Genomic DNA, 20321 nt, shown 5'->3' on the forward strand with positions numbered 1-20321 from the left:
GCAGCTTGTTTCGCGCAAACCCTGAAAGGTGCCACACGTGTCGCACGAACAAGGACCGGGCGACCAGGGAGGGCGGCCGGCGACGGCCGACCTCCCCAGTCATCCTCAGGAGACCGGTCGCCCTTCGACGGACCGTGTGGTCTTCGGAGTCACCGCCGTTCTCACCCTGGCCTTCGTGGTCTGGGGGTCGATCGCCACCGACGCGCTGGAGGACATCTCCAGCTCCATGCTGAACGGGCTGATCCACAACGGCGGCTGGGCGTTCGTGCTCGGCGCCTCCGGGTTCGTGGTCTTCGCCCTCTGGCTGGCCATCAGCCGCTACGGCAAGATCCCGCTCGGCCAGGAGGGTGAGGAGCCCGAGTTCCGCACCGTCTCCTGGGTCGCGATGATGTTCAGCGCCGGCATGGGCATCGGCCTGATGTTCTACGGCGTGAGCGAACCGCTGGCGCACTTCACCTCACCGCCGCCCGGCACCGATCCCCAGGACGCCGGGGACAAGATGGAGGTCGCCATGGCGACCACCCTCTTCCACTGGACGCTCCACCCCTGGGCGATCTACGCGGTCGTCGGACTCGCCATCGCGTACAGCACCTTCCGCCGCCGGCGGCGGCAGACCATCAGCGCGGTCTTCGTGCCCCTGATCGGCGAACGCCGCGCGCACGGCGGCGTCGGCCGGTTCATCGACATCCTCGCGATCTTCGCGACCCTCTTCGGCTCCGCCGCCTCGCTCGGTCTGGGCGCGCTCCAGATCAGCAGCGGCTTCAGCGAACTCGGCTGGATGGAGAAGACCGGCACCGGACTGCTCGTCGCCATCATCGGCGTGCTGACGGTCGCCTTCGTGCTCTCCGCGATCTCCGGAGTGGAGAAGGGCATCCAGTGGCTGTCCAACACCAATATGGTGCTGGCGCTCGTCCTGGCCCTGTTCGTCTTCGTCGCGGGCCCCACCATCATCGTCCTCGATCTGCTGCCCACCTCCATCGCCTCCTACTTCGGCGAACTGCCGCAGCTCGCCGGGCGGACCGAGGCCACCGGCGGCGAGGGCGTCGCCGACTGGCTGGGCAGCTGGACGGTCTTCTACTGGGCCTGGTGGATCTCCTGGACGCCGTTCGTCGGCATGTTCATCGCCAGGATCAGCCGGGGCCGCACGATCCGTCAGTTCGTCGGCGGCGTCATCCTGGTCCCCAGCACGGTCAGCCTGATCTGGTTCGCGGTCTTCGGCGGTACGGCGATGACGCTCCAGAACGACGGCAGGCTCGGCGACGAGGCGACCCCGGAGGGCCAGCTCTTCGCCGTGCTCCAGCAGTTCCCGATCCCCACCGCGATGAGCCTCCTGGTGATGGTCCTGGTCGGCATCTTCTTCGTCTCCGGCGCGGACGCCGCCTCCGTGGTGATGGGCACCCTCTCCCAGAAGGGCACCTTCGAGCCCTCCCGGATGGTCGTGATCTTCTGGGGCGTGGTCACGGGCGCCGTCGCCGCGATCATGCTGCTCATCGGCAACGGCAAGGGCGACGCCCTGGCCGGCCTGCAGAATCTCACCATCCTGGTCGCCGCGCCCTTTGTGATCGTCATGGTCGGCATGTGCGTGGCCCTCATGCGCGACCTCCGTCACGACCCGCTGATCGTGCGCGGCGAGATGGGCACGGAGATGGTCGAGTCGGCCGTGATCGCGGGCCACGAGAAGTACGACGGGGACTTCGAGATCCGCATCGGCCCGGGCACCGGACCGGCCGACGGACGGGACCCGGTGGGTCCGAAGTAGCAGCCGGGGGAACCGGCGGGGCCCGACCCGCCGGTTCCGTGCGTACGGCCCGCCGGACGGTCCGGCACTCGGGACTCGGGGCCCGGGGCCGGGCGGCGGCGCAACCGTCCGCCCGGTCCGGCGCGTCACAGAGTCGGACAGAGCACCGAGACCGTCCCCGGGGGGAAACCGCAGATGTCGCTCCGCTGGAAGTGGATCCTGGGCGTGGCCGCCGCCGTGGTCGCCCTCATCGTCGTCGTGTCGGACAGCTGGATCACCGCCCTCCTCACCATCGGTCTGGTGATCGCCGCGGTGGTCGGCTGGTTCATGCTCCGGGTCGAGTACGGGGAGCCCAACCGCCCCCGGCGCGAACCCGAGCCCCCCGCGTACCGGGACGCCCGCCGGGGCCCCGACCACCGACCGCCCCCGCACTGACGGCGCCCGCACTGACCGCGCCCGGACCGACCGCCCCGCGCTGACCGCCTCCGGACCGACCGCCCCCGCACTGACGGCGCCCGCGCTGACCGCCCCGCGTCGACCGTGCCCGGACCGACCGCCCCGCGCTGACCGCCTCCGGACCGACGCGCCCGCCCGGGGCGGGCGCGGTCAGATCTCCGGGACCAGATCCGCCGCCGCGCGGGCGCAGCCCCACGCCACCGTGACGCCCGCGCCCCCGTGGCCGTAGTTGTGGATCAGCGGAACCCCGCCCGGCAGGGACTCCCGCTCGATGCGCACCCCCGCCGGGCGGGCCGGGCGCAGCCCCACTCGATGGGCCAGCACCCGGGCCGTCGCGACCTCCGGACGCACCCGGGCGCAGCGGGCCACGATCGCCTCCGCCTCCCCGGCCGCCGGCTCCGTGCCCCACTCGTCCTCCTCCGCCGTGCCCCCCAGAATCAGCCGGCCCGGCTGCGGCAGCAGATACGTCGTCCGCGCCGACGCCCCGTCCGCGAGGACGAACCACTCCCGCACCCCCGGGTTCTCCACCACCACCAGCTGCCCGCGCACCGGCCGCAGCCCCGTGTCCTTCGCCAGCTCCCGCGCGCCGAGGCCCGCGCAGTTCACCACCGCGCGCGCCCGCAGGGCCGCCTCGGCGAGCGACCGCGCCGTACGCCGCTCCACCGAGCCGCCCGCCGCCTCCAGCCTCCGCCGCAGCCACCCCAGGTGAGCAGGCATGTCAACCAGCGGCACCCGCGCCCGTACCCCCTCCGTGTGTCCGCCGGGCAGCTCGCCGGGGCGGGCCGGGCGCAGTCCCGCGACCCGGGACGACCACGGTCCCAGCGCCGAGACCTTCTGCTCGGCCATCACCCCCGCGACCAGCCGCACCCCCGTCTCCCCGGGGCGCAGCGCGAACTCCTCGTACACCCGCAGGGTCTCGGTCGACCAGTCGGCGACCTGCTCCTTCGGCTCGATCCGGTACGGCCACCACAGCCCGCCCGCGACCGACGAGGTCGTCAGCTCCGGCTCCTCCCGTGTCCACACGCGCACCCCCCGGCCGCGCTCCGCCAGCGTCACGGCGGTGGCCAGCCCGCTGACCCCGCCCCCCACCACGATCACATCGCCGCTCATACGGCGACCGTAGCGAACGGGTGCGCCGCCGCGCGGACGGACTGCGGGCGGGGATACTCGGCACATGTCTGCCGAGTACGCGACCTTCGGCCTGGCGCCCGCGACACGGGCCGGGGGAGTCCCGCCGGGCGGCGCGGGGCCCACGCACCGGGACTTCACGGACTTCATCGTCGACGGGCGGCCGCTGCTCCTCACCCTCGGCGCCCAGGACTCCCGCGACGCCCTCGGATCCCGTGAGTCCTCCGCATCCTTCGCATCCTTTGACGGGGTGTCCCCGCTCGCCGCCGACGTCCCCCCGGCCATCCCCCCGGCCGAGGTGCCCGCCCTGCTGCTGGACGCCCCCGCCCCGCTGGCCGGCGGCCGCTGCGTCCTGTACGCGTGCTCCGACTGCGGGGCCCTGGAGTGCGGGGCGGTCACGGCCGTCGTCGAGCGCGACGGGGCCGACGTCATCTGGCGCGACTTCGCCTGGCAGACCTCGCCCCACGCGGACCCGGCCCGGGACGGCTACCCCGGGACGGGTCCCTTCCGCTTCCGCGGCGACAGCTACCGGGCCGCGCTGGAACGATTTCTCGCGGAGCCCGCCGCCGGTCCCGCCGCCGATCCCCGCCGAGCGCCCTGAATCCGCCGGTCCCGCCGCGCCCGGGCGGCGTCGCGCACACGATCGATCCCCCGCCGGGCCCGGCCGCGCGGAGACGCGCCTTCCCCGGCGCCCGCGCCCAGGCCCGGACGCCGGCCACCCCGGTTTTCCGCCGACCGGGGGGAAAGCCCTAGGATCGCCCTCTGATGACTGCCACCCTCGTCGCCAAGGATCTCGCCGCGGCACACGGCGACCGCTCGCTCTTCACCGGCCTCGATCTCGTCGTCGCCCCCGGCGACGTGATCGGCCTCGTCGGCGTCAACGGAGCCGGGAAGTCCACCCTGCTGCGCCTCCTCGCCGGCCTGGAGCGGCCCGACCACGGCGAGCTGAGACTCTCCCCGCCCGCCGCGACCGTCGGCCACCTCCCGCAGGAGCCCGAGCGGCGGCCCGGCGAGACCGTACGCGACTTCCTCGCCCGGCGCACCGGCGTCGCCGCCGCCCAGATCGCCATGGACGAGGCGACCCAGGCCCTGGTCGACGGAGCCCCCGGCGCGGACGACGCCTACGCCACCGCCCTGGAGCGCTGGCTCGCGCTCGGCGGCGCGGACCTCGACGAGCGCGCCGAGGAGACCGCCGAGACCCTCGGTCTCACCGTCGGCCTCGATCTGCCCATGACCGCGCTCTCCGGCGGCCAGGCCGCCCGCGCCGGCCTCGCCTCCCTGCTGCTCTCCCGCTACGACCTCTTCCTCCTGGACGAGCCGACCAACGATCTCGACCTCGACGGCCTGGAGCGGCTGGAGAGCTATGTGCGCGGACTGCGCGCGGGCACGGTCGTCGTCAGCCACGACCGCGAGTTCCTCACCCGCACCGTCACCAAGGTCCTCGAACTCGACCTCGTCCAGCAGCGCATCACCCTCTACGGCGGCGGATACGCGGCCTATCTGGAGGAGCGCGAACGCGATCGCAGGCACGCCCGCGAGGAGTACGACGAGTACGCGGACAAGAAGGCCGCCCTCGAAGGCCGCGCCCAGATGCAGCGCGGCTGGATGGACAAGGGCGTCAAGAACGCCCGCCGCAAGGCGGGCGACAACGACAAGCTCGGCCGTAAATTCCGCAGCGAGGCCAGCGAGAAGCAGGCCGCCAAGGCCCGCCAGACCCAGCGCATGATCGAGCGCCTGGACACCGTCGACGAGCCCCGCAAGGAGTGGGAGCTGCGGATGGAGATCGCCGCCGCCCCGCGCTCCGGATCGGTCGTCGCCACCCTGAGCGGGGCCGAGGTCCGCCGAGGCGACTTCCACTTCGGGCCCGCCTCGCTCCAGATCGACTGGGCCGACCGGGTCGCCGTCACCGGCGCCAACGGATCGGGCAAGTCCACCCTGCTCGCCGCCCTGCTGGGGCGGCTCCCGCTGGACTCCGGCACGGCCGCCCTCGGCCCCGGCGTCGTCGTCGGCGAGGTCGACCAGGCCCGCGGCCTCTTCCACGGCCCCCAGACCCTCCTCGACGCCTTCTGCGCCGCCGTCCCCGACACCGAACCGGCGGAGGTACGGACCCTGCTGGCCAAGTTCGGGCTGAAGGCCGCCCATGTGCTGCGCCCCGCGACCACGCTCTCCCCGGGCGAGCGCACCCGCGCCGCCCTCGCCCTGCTCCAGGGCCGGGGCGTCAATCTCCTCGTCCTGGACGAGCCCACCAACCATCTCGACCTGGTGGCGATCGAACAGCTGGAGTCGGCGCTCGACTCGTACAACGGCACCCTGCTGCTGGTGACCCACGACCGCCGGATGCTCGAAGCGGTGCGCACCACCCGCCGTATCCGGGTGGCCGACGGGCGCGTCACCGAGGGCTGAACGAACGGGCGGGGCCGCCCCGGACCTCCGGGACGGCCCCGCCCGCGTACGGACCCTAGCGCCGGCGGTCGGGGCCGGTCAGGCCCGCGCGGCGCAGCGCGTCGGCCATCGCGCTGTTCGCCGGGGGCGGCCCCTGCCGCTCGCCGCCGCGCCCGCCGCCCTGGCGTTCACCGCCGCGTGCCGCGCCCTGCCGCTCGCCGCCGCGTGCCGCGCCCTGCTGGCGTCGCTGCTGCGGACGGCCGCCGCGCTCCCGCTGCTCGCCGCCGCGCTCCTTCGCCTCGCCGCGCTCGCGCGGACCGCGGGCCGCGCCGCCCTGGCCCGTACCGCCGCCGGACTTCGGAGCCGCCTCGTCCTCCAGCCGGAGCGTCAGCGAGATCCGCTTGCGCGGGATGTCGACGTCGAGGACCTTGACCTTCACCACGTCGCCCGGCTTCACCACATCGCGCGGGTCCTTGACGAAGGTCTTCGACATGGCGGACACATGCACCAGCCCGTCCTGGTGGACGCCGATGTCCACGAACGCCCCGAAGGCCGCCACATTGGTCACCACGCCCTCCAGGATCATGCCCGAGGACAGATCGCCGATCTTCTCGACGCCCTCCTTGAAGGCGGCCGTCTTGAACGCGGGCCTCGGGTCGCGCCCCGGCTTCTCCAGCTCGCGCAGAATGTCCGTCACGGTCGGCAGACCGAAGGAGTCGTCCACGAAGTCGTCGGGCCGCAGCGACCGCAGCGCTCCGGTGTTCCCGATCAGCGACGCGACCTCCCCGCCCGTCGTCCTCACCATCCGGCGCACCACCGGATACGCCTCCGGGTGCACGCTGGAGGCGTCCAGCGGGTCGTCGCCGCCGCGGATCCGCAGAAAGCCCGCGCACTGCTCGTACGCCTTGGGGCCGAGCCGCGACACGTCCTTCAGCGCCCGGCGGGAGCGGAAGGGGCCGTTGGCGTCCCGGTGGGCCACGATGTTCTCGGCGAGGCCCGCGCCGATGCCCGAGACCCGCGAGAGCAGCGGCGCGGAGGCCGTGTTCACGTCCACGCCGACACCGTTCACACAGTCCTCGACGACCGCGTCCAGCGAGCGCGAGAGCTTCGCCTCGGCCAGATCGTGCTGGTACTGGCCCACGCCGATCGACTTGGGGTCGATCTTCACCAGCTCCGCCAGCGGGTCCTGGAGCCGGCGCGCGATGGAGACCGCCCCGCGCAGCGAGACGTCCAGACCGGGCAGCTCCTGCGAGGCGAAGGCGGACGCCGAGTACACGGACGCGCCCGCCTCCGAGACCATCACCTTGGTGAGACCCAGCTCGGGATGGCGCGCGATCAGGTCGGCGGCGAGCCTGTCGGTCTCGCGCGACGCCGTGCCGTTGCCGATGGCGACCAGATCGACCGAGTGCTCCTTAGCGAGCCGGGCCAGCTTCGCCAGCGACTCGTCCCACCTGTTCGCCGGGACATGGGGGTGGATCGTCTCCGTGGCGACGACCTTGCCGGTGGCGTCGACGACGGCGACCTTCACCCCCGTACGGAAGCCGGGGTCCAGCCCGAGCGTGGCCCGGGTGCCGGCCGGGGCGGCGAGCAGCAGATCCCGCAGATTGGCCGCGAAGACCCGGACCGCCTCGTCCTCGGCCGCCGTGCGCAGCCGCAGCCGCAGATCGATGCCCAGATGCACCAGGATCCGGGTCCGCCAGGCCCAGCGGACCGTGTCGGTCAGCCACTTGTCGCCGGGACGGCCCCGGTCGGCCACGCCGAAGCGGCGGGCCACCATGGACTCGTACGCCGACGGGCCGTCCCCGGCCTCCTCCGGCTCCAGCGCCAGATCGAGGACGTCCTCCTTCTCGCCCCGGAGCATCGCGAGCACCCGGTGGGAGGGGAGGTCGGTGAAGGGCTCGGCGAACGAGAAGTAGTCGGCGAACTTCGCACCCGCCTCCTCCTTGCCGTCGCGGACCTTCGCCGCGAGCCGTCCGCGCGTCCACATCCGCTCACGCAGCTCGCCGATGAGGTCGGCGTCCTCGGAGAAGCGCTCCGTGAGGATCGACCGCGCGCCGTCCAGCGCCGCGGCGCCGTCGGCGACGCCCCGGTCCGCGTCCACGAAGGCCGCGGCGGCCGTCCGCGGCTCCGCCGAGGGATCGTCCAGCAGCCGGTCGGCCAGCGGTTCGAGCCCCGCCTCGCGGGCGATCTGCGCCTTGGTGCGGCGCTTGGGCTTGAACGGCAGATAGATGTCCTCCAGGCGGGCCTTGGTGTCGGCGGCCCGGATCCGCGCCTCCAGCGTGTCGTCCAGCTTGCCCTGCTCGCGCACGGACTCCAGAATCGCGGCCCGCCGCTCCTCCAGCTCCCGCAGATAGCGCATCCGCTCCTCGAGCGTGCGCAACTGCGCGTCGTCGAGCATCTCGGTCGCCTCTTTGCGATAGCGCGCGATGAACGGCACGGTCGACCCGCCGTCGAGCAACTCGACGGCCGCCCTGACCTGACGCTCCCGTACGCCGAGTTCCTCGGCGATCCTGCCTTCGATGGACGTCGTCACGTTTTCCCGACTCGCCTTTCCCTGCTGGCTGTGCTTGAGACTGCATTGTGCCGGGTGTGCGGTAAAGATGTCGCCTTTCGGCCCGACCACACCCCTGCCCTCCCCACCGCCCCCACACGCCCCGGCCCCGCCCGCGGGGGCGCGGCGAGCCACGCCGAACGCCGGTCGGGTCCGGCCGTCGACCGCCCGTCCGTTACGGCGCCGGTGACCGCGCCGGCCCTCTTCGCGTGGTCCTCAGCAGCGCGTGGCTCAACCCGCGACCGCCGCGCCGGGCCCCGGGTCCGCCGTCGGCTCGGAAGGCTTCCGCCAGACGCCCCGGCACCCGGTGCGCGCCGCGAACACGCGGCGCCGATCCCGTCCGGGCGGGATCGGCGAGCCGGCTCGGGCGGACCCGGTCACGCGTATGCCGAACGCGCCCGCAGGCCGAAGCACCCACCCGCCCAGGACCCCTCACCTGCCGAACGCGTCCGCCGGGAACGCGCCCGCCGCCGTCACGGTCTTGACGAGGCTCTGGCCGATGGAGGTGAGCCGGGCGACGCCGGCCGCGCCGAGGTGGTCGTAGGGGCCCTGGTCGAGGCGGTCCGTGAGGTCTTCCAGCTCGGCGCGGAGGGTGACGCCCGCGGGCGTCAAGTCGCCGTCGGCGTCGAGGAGTCCGCGTTCGAGCAGCCGGTCGTGGGCGGAGTCCCAGGCGGCGCGGGGCCACCCGCGGGTGGCCCGGTTGAGGCGGGTCGCCATGCCGCGGCCGGTGGCGGTGTGGGTGATCACGGCCTCCAGCGGGTCCAGGTCCAGGGTCAGCAGGGCGGAGACATGGCCGTCGCCCCGGTGCTCGCGCAGCAGGGTGGCCGCGTGCCAGTACGCGAGGTGGGGCTCCGCCGGTACCGGGAGATCCGCGTGGGCCGAGTAGAGCGGACGGCCCGGCCGCGCGCACCCCCGCGTCGCGCGCAGCGCCAGCTCCGCGGCCTCCGCCAGTTCGGCGGAGGCGACGACCTCCTCGCCGAGCAGCCGCCGCAGCGTGCCGTCGGCCGCCCGCAGCCGCGCGTCCAGCACCGCGGACGGCGACGCGGTCTCCCACGCGGCGGGCAGACAGCGCGCGACCTGCTCATGGCTGAAGTTGTAGAACAGCCCGGTCACCGCCCCCGCCGAGACCGGTCCGAGGGCCGCGGCCCGTGTCAGAAGGAGCGGGGCCACGGCGTCCTCGACGCCGAGCGCGCTCATCTCCCGTCGCAGATCGGGCGAGAAGTACACCGTCGAGTGCATCGCGTTGAGGGTGTGGTGGCAGCGGCGGCCCGCGCGCGCCATCGAGTCCAGTGGCTGGGATGTCATGATCGACCACCCTGCCAACCGGCCCGCGGGTCGCGGAAGGGTACTACCCGGTGATGGCCGAAATGACGGGCGTCGTCACGGCCCCTCCGCGCGAGCCCGAGGCCCTCGCCGCCCGGGGCCCTCACCCGCGCCAGGTGAAGCGCGGCGCCCGGCGCTCCAGAAAGGCGGCGACGCCCTCGGCGGTGTCGCCGCCCGGGCCCGCCTGCTCCGCCGCCAGCGCGGCCCAGTGCGCCTCCCGGTCGTCGCGGCCCGCCGCGAACTCCTTGGCCGCCGTCTGGGTGAGGAGCGAGCGCGAGACGAGGACCCGGGTGAAGGCGTCGACCCGCGCGTCCAGTTCGCCGTCCGGGAGCACCTCGTCCACCAGCCCGGTGCGCAGCGCCCGCGCGGAGTCGATCAACTCGCCGGAGAACAGCAGATACTTGGCCGCCGACGGCCCGATCAGCGAGACCAGCCGCCGGGTGGAGGAGGGCGGATAGACGATGCCGAGCTTCGCCGGGGTCACCCCGAACGTCGCCCCCCGCGCCGCGAACCGCAGATCGCACGCGGCGGCCAGCTGACAGCCGCCGCCCACACAGTGACCGCGCACGGCGGCCAGGGTCGGCCGGGGGAAGGCGGCGAGCGCCTCCTCGGCCCGTACCGCCAGCTCCTGCGCGGACTCGCCCGGCTCGCTCGGCCCCCGCAGCGAGGAGATGTCCGCGCCGGCGCAGAAGGCCGTCCCCTCGCCGGTGAGCACCAGCGCCCGGACGGCGGGGTCGGCCGCGAGCGTGTCCAGCAGCCCGGGGAGCGCCCGCCACATCCCGGCGGTCATCGCGTTGCGCTTGGCGGGATTGCTGATGACGACCGTGGCGACGCCGTCCGTGACGGTGTGCCCCAGCCGCGGCGGGGTCTCCGGCTGCTCCATGCGCCGGATGCTATCCGGCCCGCCCGGACCTACGATCAAGAAGGGGTACGAGGGGGATGCGGCGAGGAGGAGATCATGGCCGGTACCGTTCAGGAGCCCAGAAAGCTGAAGCGAGGCTTCGGTCTGCTGGCCGCCCTCGGGGTGATTCTCGTGATCGCCGGGGTGGTGGGCCTCGTCTACACCGGCCTCGCGACCCTCACCTCCATGCTGCTCTTCGGCTGGCTGCTGCTGATCGGCGGAGTGGTCGGCCTGGTGCACGCGATCGAGTCGCGCGGGAGCGACTACTTCTGGCTGGCCGTGGTGGTCGCCGCCCTGAACATCGCGGCGGGCGTGGTCGTCGTCCGCCACCCCGAGGGTTCGGCGGAGGCGCTGACCCTCTTCGCGGCCCTGCTCTTCCTGACCGGCGGGCTCTTCCGGCTGGTGGGATCCCTGGTGGTGCGCGGACCCCAGTTCGGCTGGACGCTCTTCCAGGGCGCCTTCGGGCTGCTGCTGGGCATTCTGGTGCTCGGGAACTGGCCGGAGAGCAGCCGCTATGTGCTGGGCCTGTTCTTCTCGCTGGCGCTGCTCTTCGACGGGCTGGGACTGATCGCCATCGGCGTCGGCGGCCGGCGGATCGTCCGGATGGTCGCCGAGCCCGGCGCCGGGACGGGCGGCGACGGCCCGTCCGCCCCCGGAGCCCCGGGCGAGCGGCGGTAGCGCGGGCGGCGGGATCAGGAGCAGTCGTACAACCGCGTCCGCGGTACGCACCCGGTCAAAAATCGCCGATTGGCGCTGATTTCTGTTCAGTCACCCGGTCCGGTCCGGCTCCCTGCCGACACTTGCTCCCCAGAAGGCAGTGGCAGTCGAGCCGAGGGTGGGTACCGGATCCATGGAGAGCCGCGGGAGAGTCCCCGCCCGGCCGCTGTCGTACGAGGGGGTGTGGCGATTCACCGCCCCGGCGGTCGAGGCGTCGGTGCCCCGGGCCCGGCACGCCGTCCGGGACCTGCTCCGACGCCAGGGCGTCCCGGTGGCCGACGCGGTCGCCCACGGTCTGCTGCTGATCGTCTCGGAGCTGGTGACCAACGCCGTCGTGCACGCGGCCGTCCTCTCGCCCGAGGTGGCCGTCGAGGTGGCCGTCCGCGCCGACCGGATCCGGGTCTCGGTCGAGGACGGGCACCCCTACCGGCCCAGGGCGCTGGAGTCGGACTGGCGGCAGACCGGCGGGCGCGGGCTGCTGCTCGTACGGGAGGTGGCCCGGGAGGCGGGCGGTTCCCACGACGTCGAGCCGACCGCGGGCGGCGGCAAGATCGTCTGGGCGGAGCTGCCGCTCCTCGCGCCGAGGCCGCCGGGCGGGCCCGGCGGAGCGCCGGGGGCCGGCCCGTGAGGACCGGCCCCGGGGGCTCACCAGCCGCCGGAGGGGCCCGTCAGCTCCCTGATCGCCGGACGGGCGGCGTCCAGCACGGTGTGGAACCAGGCCGAGAAGGGCGCCGAGGCATGGCGCTCGGCCAGCTCCTCAGGCGTCACGAAGGCCGTCTCGCCGACCTCCTCGGGATCCGGCCGCAGCGGGGCCTGCACGACCCCGACGAAGAGATGGTTGTACTCCTGCTCCACCAGGCCCGAGGCCGGGTCCGGGTGGTTGTAGCGGACGGTGCCGGCCTCCGCGAGCAGCGAGGGCGAGAGCCCCAGCTCCTCGTGGGTGCGCCGGGCCGCGGCGGCGAAAGGGGCCTCGCCGGGGTACGGGTGGCCGCAGCAGGTGTTCGACCAGACGCCGGGGGAGTGGTACTTCTCCAGGGCGCGGCGCTGGATCAGCAGCCGTCCCCGCTCGTCGAAGAGGAAGACCGAGAACGCGCGGTGCAGCTGCCCGGGCGCCTGGTGGGCGGCGAGCTTCTCCGCGGTGCCGATGGTCGTGCCGTGCTCGTCGACCAGTTCGAGCAGGATCGCTGGCGACGCACCGGCGCCGCTCGACGCGCTGTCCGTGGCGGTGGTCGGTGAGGTCGGTGAGGTCGGCATAACCATCCTTCGCTGTGGTCCTCGCCCTGAGGGGCCTGCCCAGTCTGCCGCACGAAAGCGGCTGGTCCGCACTTCAACCGGCCGGGCATGTCCTCACCCGCGTACGTTCCGGCCACCGGAACCCGTGCGGATCCCGGCGGCCGGAGGGCGGACGTCAGTGGCAGAGGCTGGCCTCGTGCTCGGCGTGGCCGGCCGGTTCCAGCTGGAAGGTGCAGTGCTCCACGTCGAAGTGGGAGCCCAGGCATCCCTGGAGGTCGTGCAGGAGTTTCTCGTGGCCCGCGGAGTCCAGCGCGCTCTGGCTCACCACCACGTGCGCGGAGAGCACCGGCATCCCCGAGGTGATCGTCCAGGCGTGCAGGTCATGGACGTCCTCCACCCCCGGCAGGGCCAGTATGTGGGTCCGCACCTCGCCCATGTCGACGTTCTTGGGAGCCGCCTCCAGCAGTACGTTCAGCGTCTCCCGCAGCAGCTTGACCGTACGCGGGACGATCATGAGGGCGATCACCAGGGAGGCGATCGGGTCGGCGGCCTGCCATCCCGTGGTGAGGATGACGGTGGCCGAGATCAGGACCGCGACCGAGCCCAGCGCGTCGTTGAGCACCTCCAGATACGCGCCGCGCACATTGAGGCTGTCCTTCTGCCCGCGCATCAGCAGCGAGAGCGAGATCACATTGGCGACCAGGCCGACGAGGGCGAAGACGATGGTGAGCCCGCCCTCGGTCTCGGCGGGCGTGACGAACCGCTGGACCGCCTCGTAGAGCACATAGCCGCCCACTCCCAGCAGCAGCAGACAGTTGCCGAGCGCCGCGAGGATCTCGGCCCGTGCGAGGCCGAAGGTGCGATTGGTGCTGGGCGGCCGGTTGGCGAAGTGGATGGCCAGCAGCGCCATGGCCAGACCGATGCCGTCGGTGGCCATGTGGGCCGCGTCGGCGACCAGGGCGAGCGAGCCGGTGACGAATCCGCCGACGATCTCCAGGACCATCACGCTCAGTGTGATGGTCAGTGCTATGCGCAGCCGCCCGCGGTAGGCCGCGGCGGCCGTGCCGGTCGGCGGCGGTCCTCCATGTGTGTGTCCGTGGTCATGCCCTGCCCCCATCGAAAACGCCTCCCAATCCTCGGAAAATCGGTTCGGTCCCGATCTCAGTGAACTACGGGTGGGGGGTATGGGCAACACGGCACTGAACACCGTTGTCATATCGCCTGACCTGCGGAAACGATGCGCAGGTCAGCGCGGTACGAGATCATTTCGGCCAGTCGGAACCGGCCGGAAAACACACAGCGCGCCGACCCCCCGACGGGGGGCCGGCGCGCCCTGGGACGTCACCTCACCGCGCGCGGGCCTCCGGGTGCCGCAGACACCAGCCCTCCCACGCCGACTCGACCATCTCGCGCACCCCGCGCGAGGCGGACCAGCCCAGCTCCTCGCTGATCAGACCGACCGACGCGACCGCCTTCGCCGCGTCGCCCGGGCGGCGCGGCTCGACCACCGGCTCCACCCGGCGCCCGGTGACCTCGCCCACCAGGGTCGCCAGCTCCCGCACCGACACGCCCCGGCCGCGGCCGATGTTCACCGTCAGATCCCCCGCGCCCCGCCGCCCGGCCAGCTTCCGGGCGACCGTGAGATGGGCGTCGGCGAGATCCGCGACATGGATGTAGTCCCGGACGCAGGTGCCGTCCGGCGTCGGATAGTCGTCGCCGAAGATCCTCGGCGCCTCGCCCCGGGTGATCCGGTCGAAGAACATCGGAATGATGTTGAACACCCCGGTGTCCGCCAGCTCGGGACGGGCCGAGCCGGCCACGTTGAAATACCGCAGACAGGCCGTCGACAGCGAGTGCGCCCGCCCGGCGGCCCGCACCAGCCACTCCCCGGCCAGCTTGGTCTCGCCGTAGGGATTGATCGGGACGCACGGCGCCGACTCCGGGATCAGCTCCAGCTCGGGGACCCCGTACACCGCCGCCGACGAGGAGAAGAGGAACTTGTCCACCCCGGCCTTGACGACCGCCTCCAGCAGCACCGTCAGACCGTGCACATTCTCCCGGTAGTAGAGCAGCGGCTGCTCCACCGACTGCCCGACCTGCTTCTTGGCCGCGAGATGGATCACCCCCGTCACCCCGTGCTCGCCGAGGGTGCGATCCAGCAGTTCCCGGTCCAGTACCTCCCCCCGGATCAGCGGAATCCCCTCGGGCAGCCGCTCGGCCACGCCGGACGACATGTCGTCCAGCACGACGACCGTCTCACCCGCCTCTGTCATCGACCGCGCCACATGCGCGCCGATGTAACCCGCTCCACCTGTGATCAGCCACGTCATACCGCCAGCCTATGGCCCCGCCCGCGGAACGGGTCGGCCGACGGGGGGCGGTTTGTGGGCCGGGGCACTGATCGACAATGATGATCTCCGGCTGGGCCCTCCACAAGGGTTCCGTCACGGCGACCGGTGCCCGATCGGGGCGTAAACGGCCAGTGAACTCCCCTCTGAGCGCATCCGATAGCCTCTGCCGAAGCTTGCCGACGTGCCGCCCGCGTGACGGGCCGAGCCGCCGCGCACCCACACCCTCGGTTCCAAGGAGTGAGTTCGTCTGTCGACCGCCATCCTCACCGGTCCGCCCGTGCCCGGATCGTCGCTCGAGGGCGATCTGCGGTCGCTGGGCTTCGACGTACGCGTCTCGCCGGGAGCCGACCGGACCGCCGAGCTGATCGCCGCCGTCCCCGCCGCCGACCGGGTCGCCGTCGTGGACGCGCGCTTCGTCGGCCACGTCCACTCCCTGCGGCTCGCGCTCACCGACCCCCGCTTCCCGGTGGCCGCCGTCCCCGGCGCGCTGACCGCGCTCCCCGCGGGCCGGGCGGCCCTCACCGCAGCGCTCGCCGCCGCGGCCGGCGCCGACACCCCGGCCGGGGGCGCCGCCGTCGCCTCCGACACCGTGCTCCCCGACCTCCTCGCCCGGACCGTCGAGACCGAAGGACCGGCCGTCCACCGGCCCGAGCTGGGATCCCTCGTCGCGACCGTCCCCGGCGACCCCCAGGCCCGCAACGAGGCCCGGCAGGCCGTCGCCGCCGTCGACGACGAGGCCGTACGGCTGCGCTCCGCCGTGAAGGCCCGCGACGGCTTCTTCACCACCTACTGCGTCAGCCCGTACTCGCGCTACATCGCCCGCTGGTGCGCCCGCCGGGGCCTCACCCCCAACCAGGTCACCACCGCGTCGCTGATCGTCGCGCTGATCGCCGCTGCCGCGGCCGCCACCGGCACCCGCGGCGGCTATGTCGCGGCCGGCGCGCTGCTGATCGTCTCCTTCGTGCTGGACTGCACCGACGGGCAGCTCGCCCGCTACTCCCTCCAGTACTCCACGATGGGCGCCTGGCTCGACGCCACCTTCGACCGGGCCAAGGAGTACGCCTACTACGCGGGCCTCGCCCTCGGCGCGGCCCGCGGCGGCGACGACGTGTGGGCGCTGGCCCTCGGCGCGATGGTCCTCCAGACCTGCCGCCACGTCGTGGACTTCTCCTTCAACGAGGCCAACCACGACGCGGTCTCCAACACCAGCCCCACCGCCGCCCTCTCCGACCGGCTCGACAGCGTCGGCTGGACGGTCTGGGTCCGCCGGATGATCGTCCTGCCCATCGGCGAGCGCTGGGCCATGATCGCGGTGCTCACCGCCCTCACCACCCCCCGGATCGTCTTCTACGCGCTCCTCGCCGGCTGCGGCTTCGCCGCCTGCTACACCACCGCCGGACGGCTGCTGCGCTCGCTGACCCGCAAGGCGCGCAGGACCGAGCGGGCCGCCCGGGCGCTGGCCGACCTCGCCGACTCCGGACCGCTCGCCGAGGCCGTCGCCCGCGCCGGCCGCCCGCTCGCCCTCCGGCTGCCCGCGATCGCCCCGCCCGCCATCGCCCTCCTCGGCGGCGGCGCGCTGGTCGCCGCCGCCGCGCTCAGCCCGTACGGATCCCCCTGGCCGCTGATCGCCGCCGTCGGCTACGTCCTCACCTCGGGCCTCGCCGTCGCCCGCCCGCTGGGCGGCGCGCTCGACTGGCTGGTCCCGCCCGTCTTCCGCGCGGCCGAGTACGGCGCGATCCTGGCGCTCGCCGCCCGCGCCGACGGGGCCCTGCCCGCGGCTTTCGGCCTGGTGTCCGCGGTCGCCTACCATCACTACGACACGGTCTACCGCATCCGGGGGGGCACGGGAGCGCCCCCGAGGTGGCTGGTGCGGGTGATCGGCGGACACGAGGGCCGGATCCTGGTCGTCGCGCTCCTGGCCGCCCTGATCGCCGCCACCGACTTCACCACCGCGCTGACGGCCCTGGCCGTCGTCGTCGCACTCGTGGTGCTGGTGGAGAGCATCCGCTTCTGGGTGTCCTCCGCGGCGCCCGCCGTACATGACGAAGGAGAACCCGCATGATCGGCCTTGTCCTGGCCGCCGGTGCCGGACGGCGTCTTCGCCCCTACACCGACACGCTTCCTAAGGCCCTCGTGCCCGTCGGCCCCGAGCGGGACGGCGTCTCCAAGACCGTCCTCGACATGACCCTCGCCAACTTCGCCGAGATCGGCCTCACCGAGGCCGCGATCGTCGTCGGCTACCGCAAGGAAGCCGTCTACGAGCGCCAGGCCGCCCTGGAGGCCGCGTACGGCCTCAAGCTCACCCTGGTCGAGAACGACAAGGCCGAGGAGTGGAACAACGCCTACTCCCTGTGGTGCGCCCGTGACGTCCTGAAGCGGGGCGTCATCCTCGCCAACGGCGACACCGTCCACCCCGTCTCCGTCGAGCGCGCCCTGCTCGACGCCCGGGGCGGCGGCCGGAAGATCATCCTCGCCCTCGACTCGGTGAAGCGCCTCGCCGACGAGGAGATGAAGGTGATCACCGAGGAGGGCCGCGGCGTACGGCGGATCACCAAGCTGATGGACCCGGCCACCGCGACCGGCGAGTACATCGGCGTCACCCTGATCGAGCCCGAGGCCGCCGAAGAACTGGCGGACGCCCTGAGGACGACCTTCGAGCGCGACCCCGACCTCTACTACGAGGACGGCTACCAGGAGCTGATCGACCGCGGCTTCACCGTGGACACGACCCCCATCGGGGACGTCCCCTGGGTCGAGATCGACAACCACGACGACCTCGCGAAGGGCCGTGAGATCGCGTGCCTGTACTGACCCGGCTGATCCCCTCGCCGGTCGTCGTCGACATCCGGCGAGGAGCGCTGGACGATCTGGCCGGCCTCCTCGCCGACCAGCGGATCTCCGCCTCCGGCAAGCTCGCCGTCGCCCTGAGCCGCGGCTCGGGGCGGGCCCTGCGCGAGAAGCTGGAGCCCGCGCTGCCCGGCGCCGACTGGTTCGAGGTCGCCGACGGCACCATCGACTCCGCCGTCCGGCTCGCCGACGCCATCAAGGGCCAGCGGTACGACGCGGTGGTCGGCCTCGGCGGCGGCAAGATCATCGACGTCACCAAGTACGCGGCGGCCCGGGTGGGCCTGCCGATGGTCTCGGTCGCCACCAACCTCGCGCACGACGGCATCTGCTCCCCGGTCGCCACCCTCGACAACGACAACGGCCGCGGCTCCTACGGCGTCCCCACGCCCATCGCCATGGTCATCGACCTCGATGTGATCCGCGACGCCCCGGCCCGGTTCATCCGCTCCGGCGTCGGCGACACCGTCTCCAACCTCTCGTCCATCGCGGACTGGGAGCTGTCCCACCGCGTCACCGGCGAGCCGATCGACGGACTCGCCGCCGCCATGGCCCGCACGGCGGGCGAGTCCGTACTGCGCCACCCCGGCACCGTCGCGGACGACGCCTTCCTCACCGTGCTCGCCGAGGCCCTCGTCCTCACCGGCATCGCCATGTCGATCAGCGGCGACACCCGGCCGTCGTCCGGCGCCTGCCACGAGATCAGCCACGCCTTCGACCTGCTGTATCCGCAGCGCGCCGCCAGCCACGGCGAACAGGTCGGACTCGGCGCGGCCTTCGCGATGCATCTGCGCGGAGCCCACGAGGAGTCCGGGCTCTTCGCCGAAGTGCTGCGCCGGCACGGACTGCCCGTGCTGCCCGCCGAAATCGGCTTCTCCGCCGACGAGTTCGTCGCGGCCGTGGAGTACGCCCCGCAGACCAGGCCGGGCCGCTTCACCGTCCTCGAGCACCTTGACCTCACCACCGACCAGATCAGGGACGCGTACGCCGACTATGCCAAGACCATCCGTAGCTGAACTCCGCCCGGTCGTTCACCCGGAGGGAGTGAAGGACCGGCGAAGCGGCGAGCACTGGGCCGGACGTCTGTACATGCGGGAAATCTCGCTGCACGTCGACCCGTATCTGGTGAACACCAGAATCACGCCCAACCAGCTGACCCACCTCATGATCGTGGTGGGAGTCATCGGCGGCGCCGCTCTGCTGGTCCCCGGACTGACCGGCGCGATCCTCGCGGTCGTGCTGTTCCAGATCTATCTGCTCCTCGACTGCGTGGACGGCGAGGTCGCCCGCTGGCGCGGCCAGACCTCCATCACCGGCGTCTATCTCGACCGGATCGGCCACTACATCTGCGAGGCCGCCCTGCTGGTCGGCTTCGGAATCCGCGGCGCGGACGCCTTCGGCGACGGCCGGCCCGAGTGGCTCTGGGCCTTCCTCGGCACCGTCGCCGCGCTCGGCGCGATCCTGATCAAGGCCGAGACCGACCTGGTCGACGTCGCCCGCCAGCGCAGCGGACTGCCGGCCGTCAAGGACGAGGCCTCCGTGCCCCGCTCCTCCGGTCTGGCGCTGGCCCGCCGCGCCGCCGCCTCCCTCAAGTTCCACCGGCTCGTCGGCGGCATCGAGGCCAGCCTCTTCATCCTGGTGATGGCGGTCCTCGACACCGTCCAGGGCGACGGGCTGTTCTTCACCCGCCTCGGCATCGCGGTCCTCGCCGGCATCGCCGTCGTCCAGACCCTGCTCCACCTGGTGTCGATCCTGGCTTCCAGCAGGCTGAAGTGACAGCGGACCTCAAGCTGGGCGCCGTGATCATCACCATGGGCGACCGCCCCGATGATCTGCGCGCCCTGCTGGACTCGGTCGCCGGGCAGGACGGCGACCGGGTGGAGGTCGTCGTGGTCGGCAACGGGGCCCCCGTCGCCGGGGCGGGCCTCCCCGCCGGCGTCCGCACCGTCGAGCTGCCCGAGAACCTGGGCATCCCCGGCGGGCGGAACGCGGGCATCGAGGCCTTCGGGCCCGCCGGGGCCGAGGTCGACGCCCTGCTCTTCCTCGACGACGACGGACTGCTCCCCGGCTCCGGCACCGCCGAGCTGGTGCGCGAGGCCTTCGCCGCCGACCCCGAGCTGGGCATCCTCTCGTTCCGGATCGCCGATCCGGACACCGGAGTCACCCAGCGCCGCCATGTCCCGAGGCTGCGCGCCTCCGATCCCCTGCGCTCCTCGCGGGTGACCACCTTCCTCGGCGGCGCCAGCGCCGTACGGACGAAGGTGATCGCCGAGGTCGGCCCGCTGCCCGGCGAGTTCTTCTACGCCCATGAGGAGACCGATCTCGCCTGGCGGGCGCTGGACGCGGGCTGGATGATCGACTACCGCTCGGACCTGCTGCTGCACCACCCGACGACGGTCCCCTCCCGGCACGCGGTCTACCACCGGATGGTGGCCCGCAACCGGGTCTGGCTGGCCCGCCGCAATCTGCCCGCGCCGCTGGTGCCGGTCTATCTCGCCGTCTGGGTGCTGCTCACCCTGGTCCGCCGTCCCCCGGCGGCGGCGCTGAAAGCCTGGCTGGGCGGGTTCGCCGAAGGCTGGCGGACCCCGTGCGGACCCCGCCGCCCGATGAAGTGGCGGACTGTGTGGAGGCTCACCCGACTGGGCCGTCCTCCTGTGATCTGACAAGCTTGGGCCTTGAGAGCTCCGGGCGCACTCC

The 20321-nt window shown here is 73.1% G+C and carries 17 protein-coding genes and 1 pseudogene; 11 read left to right on the top strand and 7 right to left on the bottom strand.

The window, feature by feature from the left end:
• Positions 1 to 37 precede the first annotated feature (37 nt).
• Both ACF089_RS22165 and ACF089_RS22170 read left to right on the top strand, forming a co-directional pair.
• Positions 38 to 1759 (top strand): BCCT family transporter, encoded by a 1722-nt coding sequence (locus ACF089_RS22165; RefSeq protein ID WP_392029110.1) that lies wholly within the window; start codon positions 38 to 40, stop codon positions 1757 to 1759.
• Positions 1760 to 1933: 174 nt separating this feature from the next.
• Positions 1934 to 2173 carry a hypothetical protein gene (locus tag ACF089_RS22170; protein ID WP_392029112.1) on the top strand — a complete coding sequence of 80 codons (240 nt, stop codon included), beginning with the start codon at positions 1934 to 1936 and terminating at the stop codon, positions 2171 to 2173.
• A gap of 171 nt (positions 2174 to 2344) precedes the next feature.
• Here ACF089_RS22170 and ACF089_RS22175 read toward each other — a convergent pair whose 3' ends face one another.
• Positions 2345 to 3304 carry an FAD-dependent oxidoreductase gene (locus ACF089_RS22175; RefSeq protein ID WP_392029114.1) on the bottom strand — a complete coding sequence of 320 codons (960 nt, stop codon included), beginning with the start codon at positions 3302 to 3304 and terminating at the stop codon, positions 2345 to 2347.
• 64 nt (positions 3305 to 3368) lie between these two features.
• Here ACF089_RS22175 and ACF089_RS22180 point away from each other — a divergent pair.
• Both ACF089_RS22180 and ACF089_RS22185 read left to right on the top strand, forming a co-directional pair.
• Positions 3369 to 3899, top strand: a pseudogene (locus ACF089_RS22180) (hypothetical protein); the annotation flags it as partial.
• A gap of 188 nt (positions 3900 to 4087) precedes the next feature.
• Positions 4088 to 5725: an ABC-F family ATP-binding cassette domain-containing protein gene (locus ACF089_RS22185; RefSeq protein WP_392029116.1), complete on the top strand. Its 1638-nt coding sequence runs from the start codon at positions 4088 to 4090 to the stop codon at positions 5723 to 5725.
• Between the two features lie 55 nt (positions 5726 to 5780).
• On the opposite strand, the gene ACF089_RS22190 is transcribed toward ACF089_RS22185, so the two are convergent.
• The 3 genes from ACF089_RS22190 to ACF089_RS22200 all read right to left on the bottom strand — a co-directional run bounded on the left by ACF089_RS22190 (position 5781) and on the right by ACF089_RS22200 (position 10461).
• Positions 5781 to 8237: a Tex family protein gene (locus tag ACF089_RS22190; RefSeq protein WP_392029118.1), complete on the bottom strand. Its 2457-nt coding sequence runs from the start codon at positions 8235 to 8237 to the stop codon at positions 5781 to 5783.
• A 450-nt stretch (positions 8238 to 8687) separates the two neighbouring features.
• Positions 8688 to 9560, bottom strand: a complete 873-nt coding sequence (locus ACF089_RS22195) for a hypothetical protein (RefSeq protein WP_392029120.1) — start codon at positions 9558 to 9560, stop codon at positions 8688 to 8690.
• 121 nt (positions 9561 to 9681) lie between these two features.
• Positions 9682 to 10461 (bottom strand): enoyl-CoA hydratase/isomerase family protein, encoded by a 780-nt coding sequence (locus ACF089_RS22200; RefSeq protein ID WP_392029122.1) that lies wholly within the window; start codon positions 10459 to 10461, stop codon positions 9682 to 9684.
• A 75-nt stretch (positions 10462 to 10536) separates the two neighbouring features.
• Between ACF089_RS22200 and ACF089_RS22205 the strand changes: the two genes are divergently transcribed.
• Positions 10537 to 11157: an HdeD family acid-resistance protein gene (locus ACF089_RS22205; protein WP_392029124.1), complete on the top strand. Its 621-nt coding sequence runs from the start codon at positions 10537 to 10539 to the stop codon at positions 11155 to 11157.
• Positions 11158 to 11329: 172 nt separating this feature from the next.
• On the top strand, positions 11330 to 11824 hold the full coding sequence (locus tag ACF089_RS22210) for an ATP-binding protein (protein ID WP_392029126.1): 495 nt from the start codon (positions 11330 to 11332) through the stop codon (positions 11822 to 11824).
• A gap of 17 nt (positions 11825 to 11841) precedes the next feature.
• Here ACF089_RS22210 and idi read toward each other — a convergent pair whose 3' ends face one another.
• The 3 genes from idi to galE form a co-directional block, all read right to left on the bottom strand.
• Positions 11842 to 12450: an isopentenyl-diphosphate Delta-isomerase gene (gene idi / locus ACF089_RS22215; protein ID WP_392029128.1), complete on the bottom strand. Its 609-nt coding sequence runs from the start codon at positions 12448 to 12450 to the stop codon at positions 11842 to 11844.
• Positions 12451 to 12604: 154 nt separating this feature from the next.
• On the bottom strand, positions 12605 to 13546 hold the full coding sequence (locus ACF089_RS22220) for a cation diffusion facilitator family transporter (protein ID WP_392029130.1): 942 nt from the start codon (positions 13544 to 13546) through the stop codon (positions 12605 to 12607).
• 229 nt (positions 13547 to 13775) lie between these two features.
• On the bottom strand, positions 13776 to 14759 hold the full coding sequence (galE, locus tag ACF089_RS22225; RefSeq protein ID WP_392029132.1) for a UDP-glucose 4-epimerase GalE: 984 nt from the start codon (positions 14757 to 14759) through the stop codon (positions 13776 to 13778).
• Positions 14760 to 15027: 268 nt separating this feature from the next.
• Between galE and ACF089_RS22230 the strand changes: the two genes are divergently transcribed.
• From ACF089_RS22230 to ACF089_RS22250, 5 genes are read left to right on the top strand one after another with little or no spacing between them, the layout of a single operon-like run.
• Positions 15028 to 16842 carry a DUF5941 domain-containing protein gene (locus tag ACF089_RS22230; protein WP_392029717.1) on the top strand — a complete coding sequence of 605 codons (1815 nt, stop codon included), beginning with the start codon at positions 15028 to 15030 and terminating at the stop codon, positions 16840 to 16842.
• On the top strand, positions 16839 to 17591 hold the full coding sequence (locus ACF089_RS22235; RefSeq protein ID WP_392029134.1) for a sugar phosphate nucleotidyltransferase: 753 nt from the start codon (positions 16839 to 16841) through the stop codon (positions 17589 to 17591). The genes ACF089_RS22230 and ACF089_RS22235 overlap by 4 nt, the downstream gene beginning before the upstream one ends.
• Entirely contained in the window at positions 17579 to 18640 is a 1062-nt protein-coding gene (locus tag ACF089_RS22240) for an iron-containing alcohol dehydrogenase family protein (protein ID WP_392029136.1), read from the top strand. The genes ACF089_RS22235 and ACF089_RS22240 overlap by 13 nt, the downstream gene beginning before the upstream one ends.
• Positions 18618 to 19400 (top strand): CDP-alcohol phosphatidyltransferase family protein, encoded by a 783-nt coding sequence (locus ACF089_RS22245; protein ID WP_392029138.1) that lies wholly within the window; start codon positions 18618 to 18620, stop codon positions 19398 to 19400. Before ACF089_RS22240 ends, ACF089_RS22245 begins: the two co-directional genes overlap by 23 nt.
• A gap of 35 nt (positions 19401 to 19435) precedes the next feature.
• Positions 19436 to 20287 (top strand): glycosyltransferase family 2 protein, encoded by an 852-nt coding sequence (locus ACF089_RS22250; RefSeq protein ID WP_392029720.1) that lies wholly within the window; start codon positions 19436 to 19438, stop codon positions 20285 to 20287.
• Positions 20288 to 20321 lie beyond the last annotated feature (34 nt).

The organism is Streptomyces sp. NPDC014894 (assembly GCF_043080985.1).
GTDB lineage: Bacteria > Actinomycetota > Actinomycetes > Streptomycetales > Streptomycetaceae > Streptomyces.

What these genes read in the sequence shown, in the direction of transcription:
- ACF089_RS22170 (WP_392029112.1), top strand. Translation starts at nt 1,934, where the DNA reads ATGTCGCTCCGCTGGAAGTGGATCCTGGGCGTGGCCGCCGCCGTGGTC.
- ACF089_RS22175 (WP_392029114.1), bottom strand. Translation starts at nt 3,304, where the DNA reads ATGAGCGGCGATGTGATCGTGGTGGGGGGCGGGGTCAGCGGGCTGGCC.
- ACF089_RS22185 (WP_392029116.1), top strand. Translation starts at nt 4,088, where the DNA reads ATGACTGCCACCCTCGTCGCCAAGGATCTCGCCGCGGCACACGGCGAC.
- ACF089_RS22195 (WP_392029120.1), bottom strand. Translation starts at nt 9,560, where the DNA reads ATGACATCCCAGCCACTGGACTCGATGGCGCGCGCGGGCCGCCGCTGC.
- ACF089_RS22200 (WP_392029122.1), bottom strand. Translation starts at nt 10,461, where the DNA reads ATGGAGCAGCCGGAGACCCCGCCGCGGCTGGGGCACACCGTCACGGAC.
- ACF089_RS22205 (WP_392029124.1), top strand. Translation starts at nt 10,537, where the DNA reads ATGGCCGGTACCGTTCAGGAGCCCAGAAAGCTGAAGCGAGGCTTCGGT.
- ACF089_RS22210 (WP_392029126.1), top strand. Translation starts at nt 11,330, where the DNA reads ATGGAGAGCCGCGGGAGAGTCCCCGCCCGGCCGCTGTCGTACGAGGGG.
- idi (WP_392029128.1), bottom strand. Translation starts at nt 12,450, where the DNA reads ATGCCGACCTCACCGACCTCACCGACCACCGCCACGGACAGCGCGTCG.
- ACF089_RS22220 (WP_392029130.1), bottom strand. Translation starts at nt 13,546, where the DNA reads ATGGGGGCAGGGCATGACCACGGACACACACATGGAGGACCGCCGCCG.
- galE (WP_392029132.1), bottom strand. Translation starts at nt 14,759, where the DNA reads ATGACGTGGCTGATCACAGGTGGAGCGGGTTACATCGGCGCGCATGTG.
- ACF089_RS22235 (WP_392029134.1), top strand. Translation starts at nt 16,839, where the DNA reads ATGATCGGCCTTGTCCTGGCCGCCGGTGCCGGACGGCGTCTTCGCCCC.
- ACF089_RS22245 (WP_392029138.1), top strand. Translation starts at nt 18,618, where the DNA reads ATGCCAAGACCATCCGTAGCTGAACTCCGCCCGGTCGTTCACCCGGAG.
- ACF089_RS22250 (WP_392029720.1), top strand. Translation starts at nt 19,436, where the DNA reads ATGGGCGACCGCCCCGATGATCTGCGCGCCCTGCTGGACTCGGTCGCC.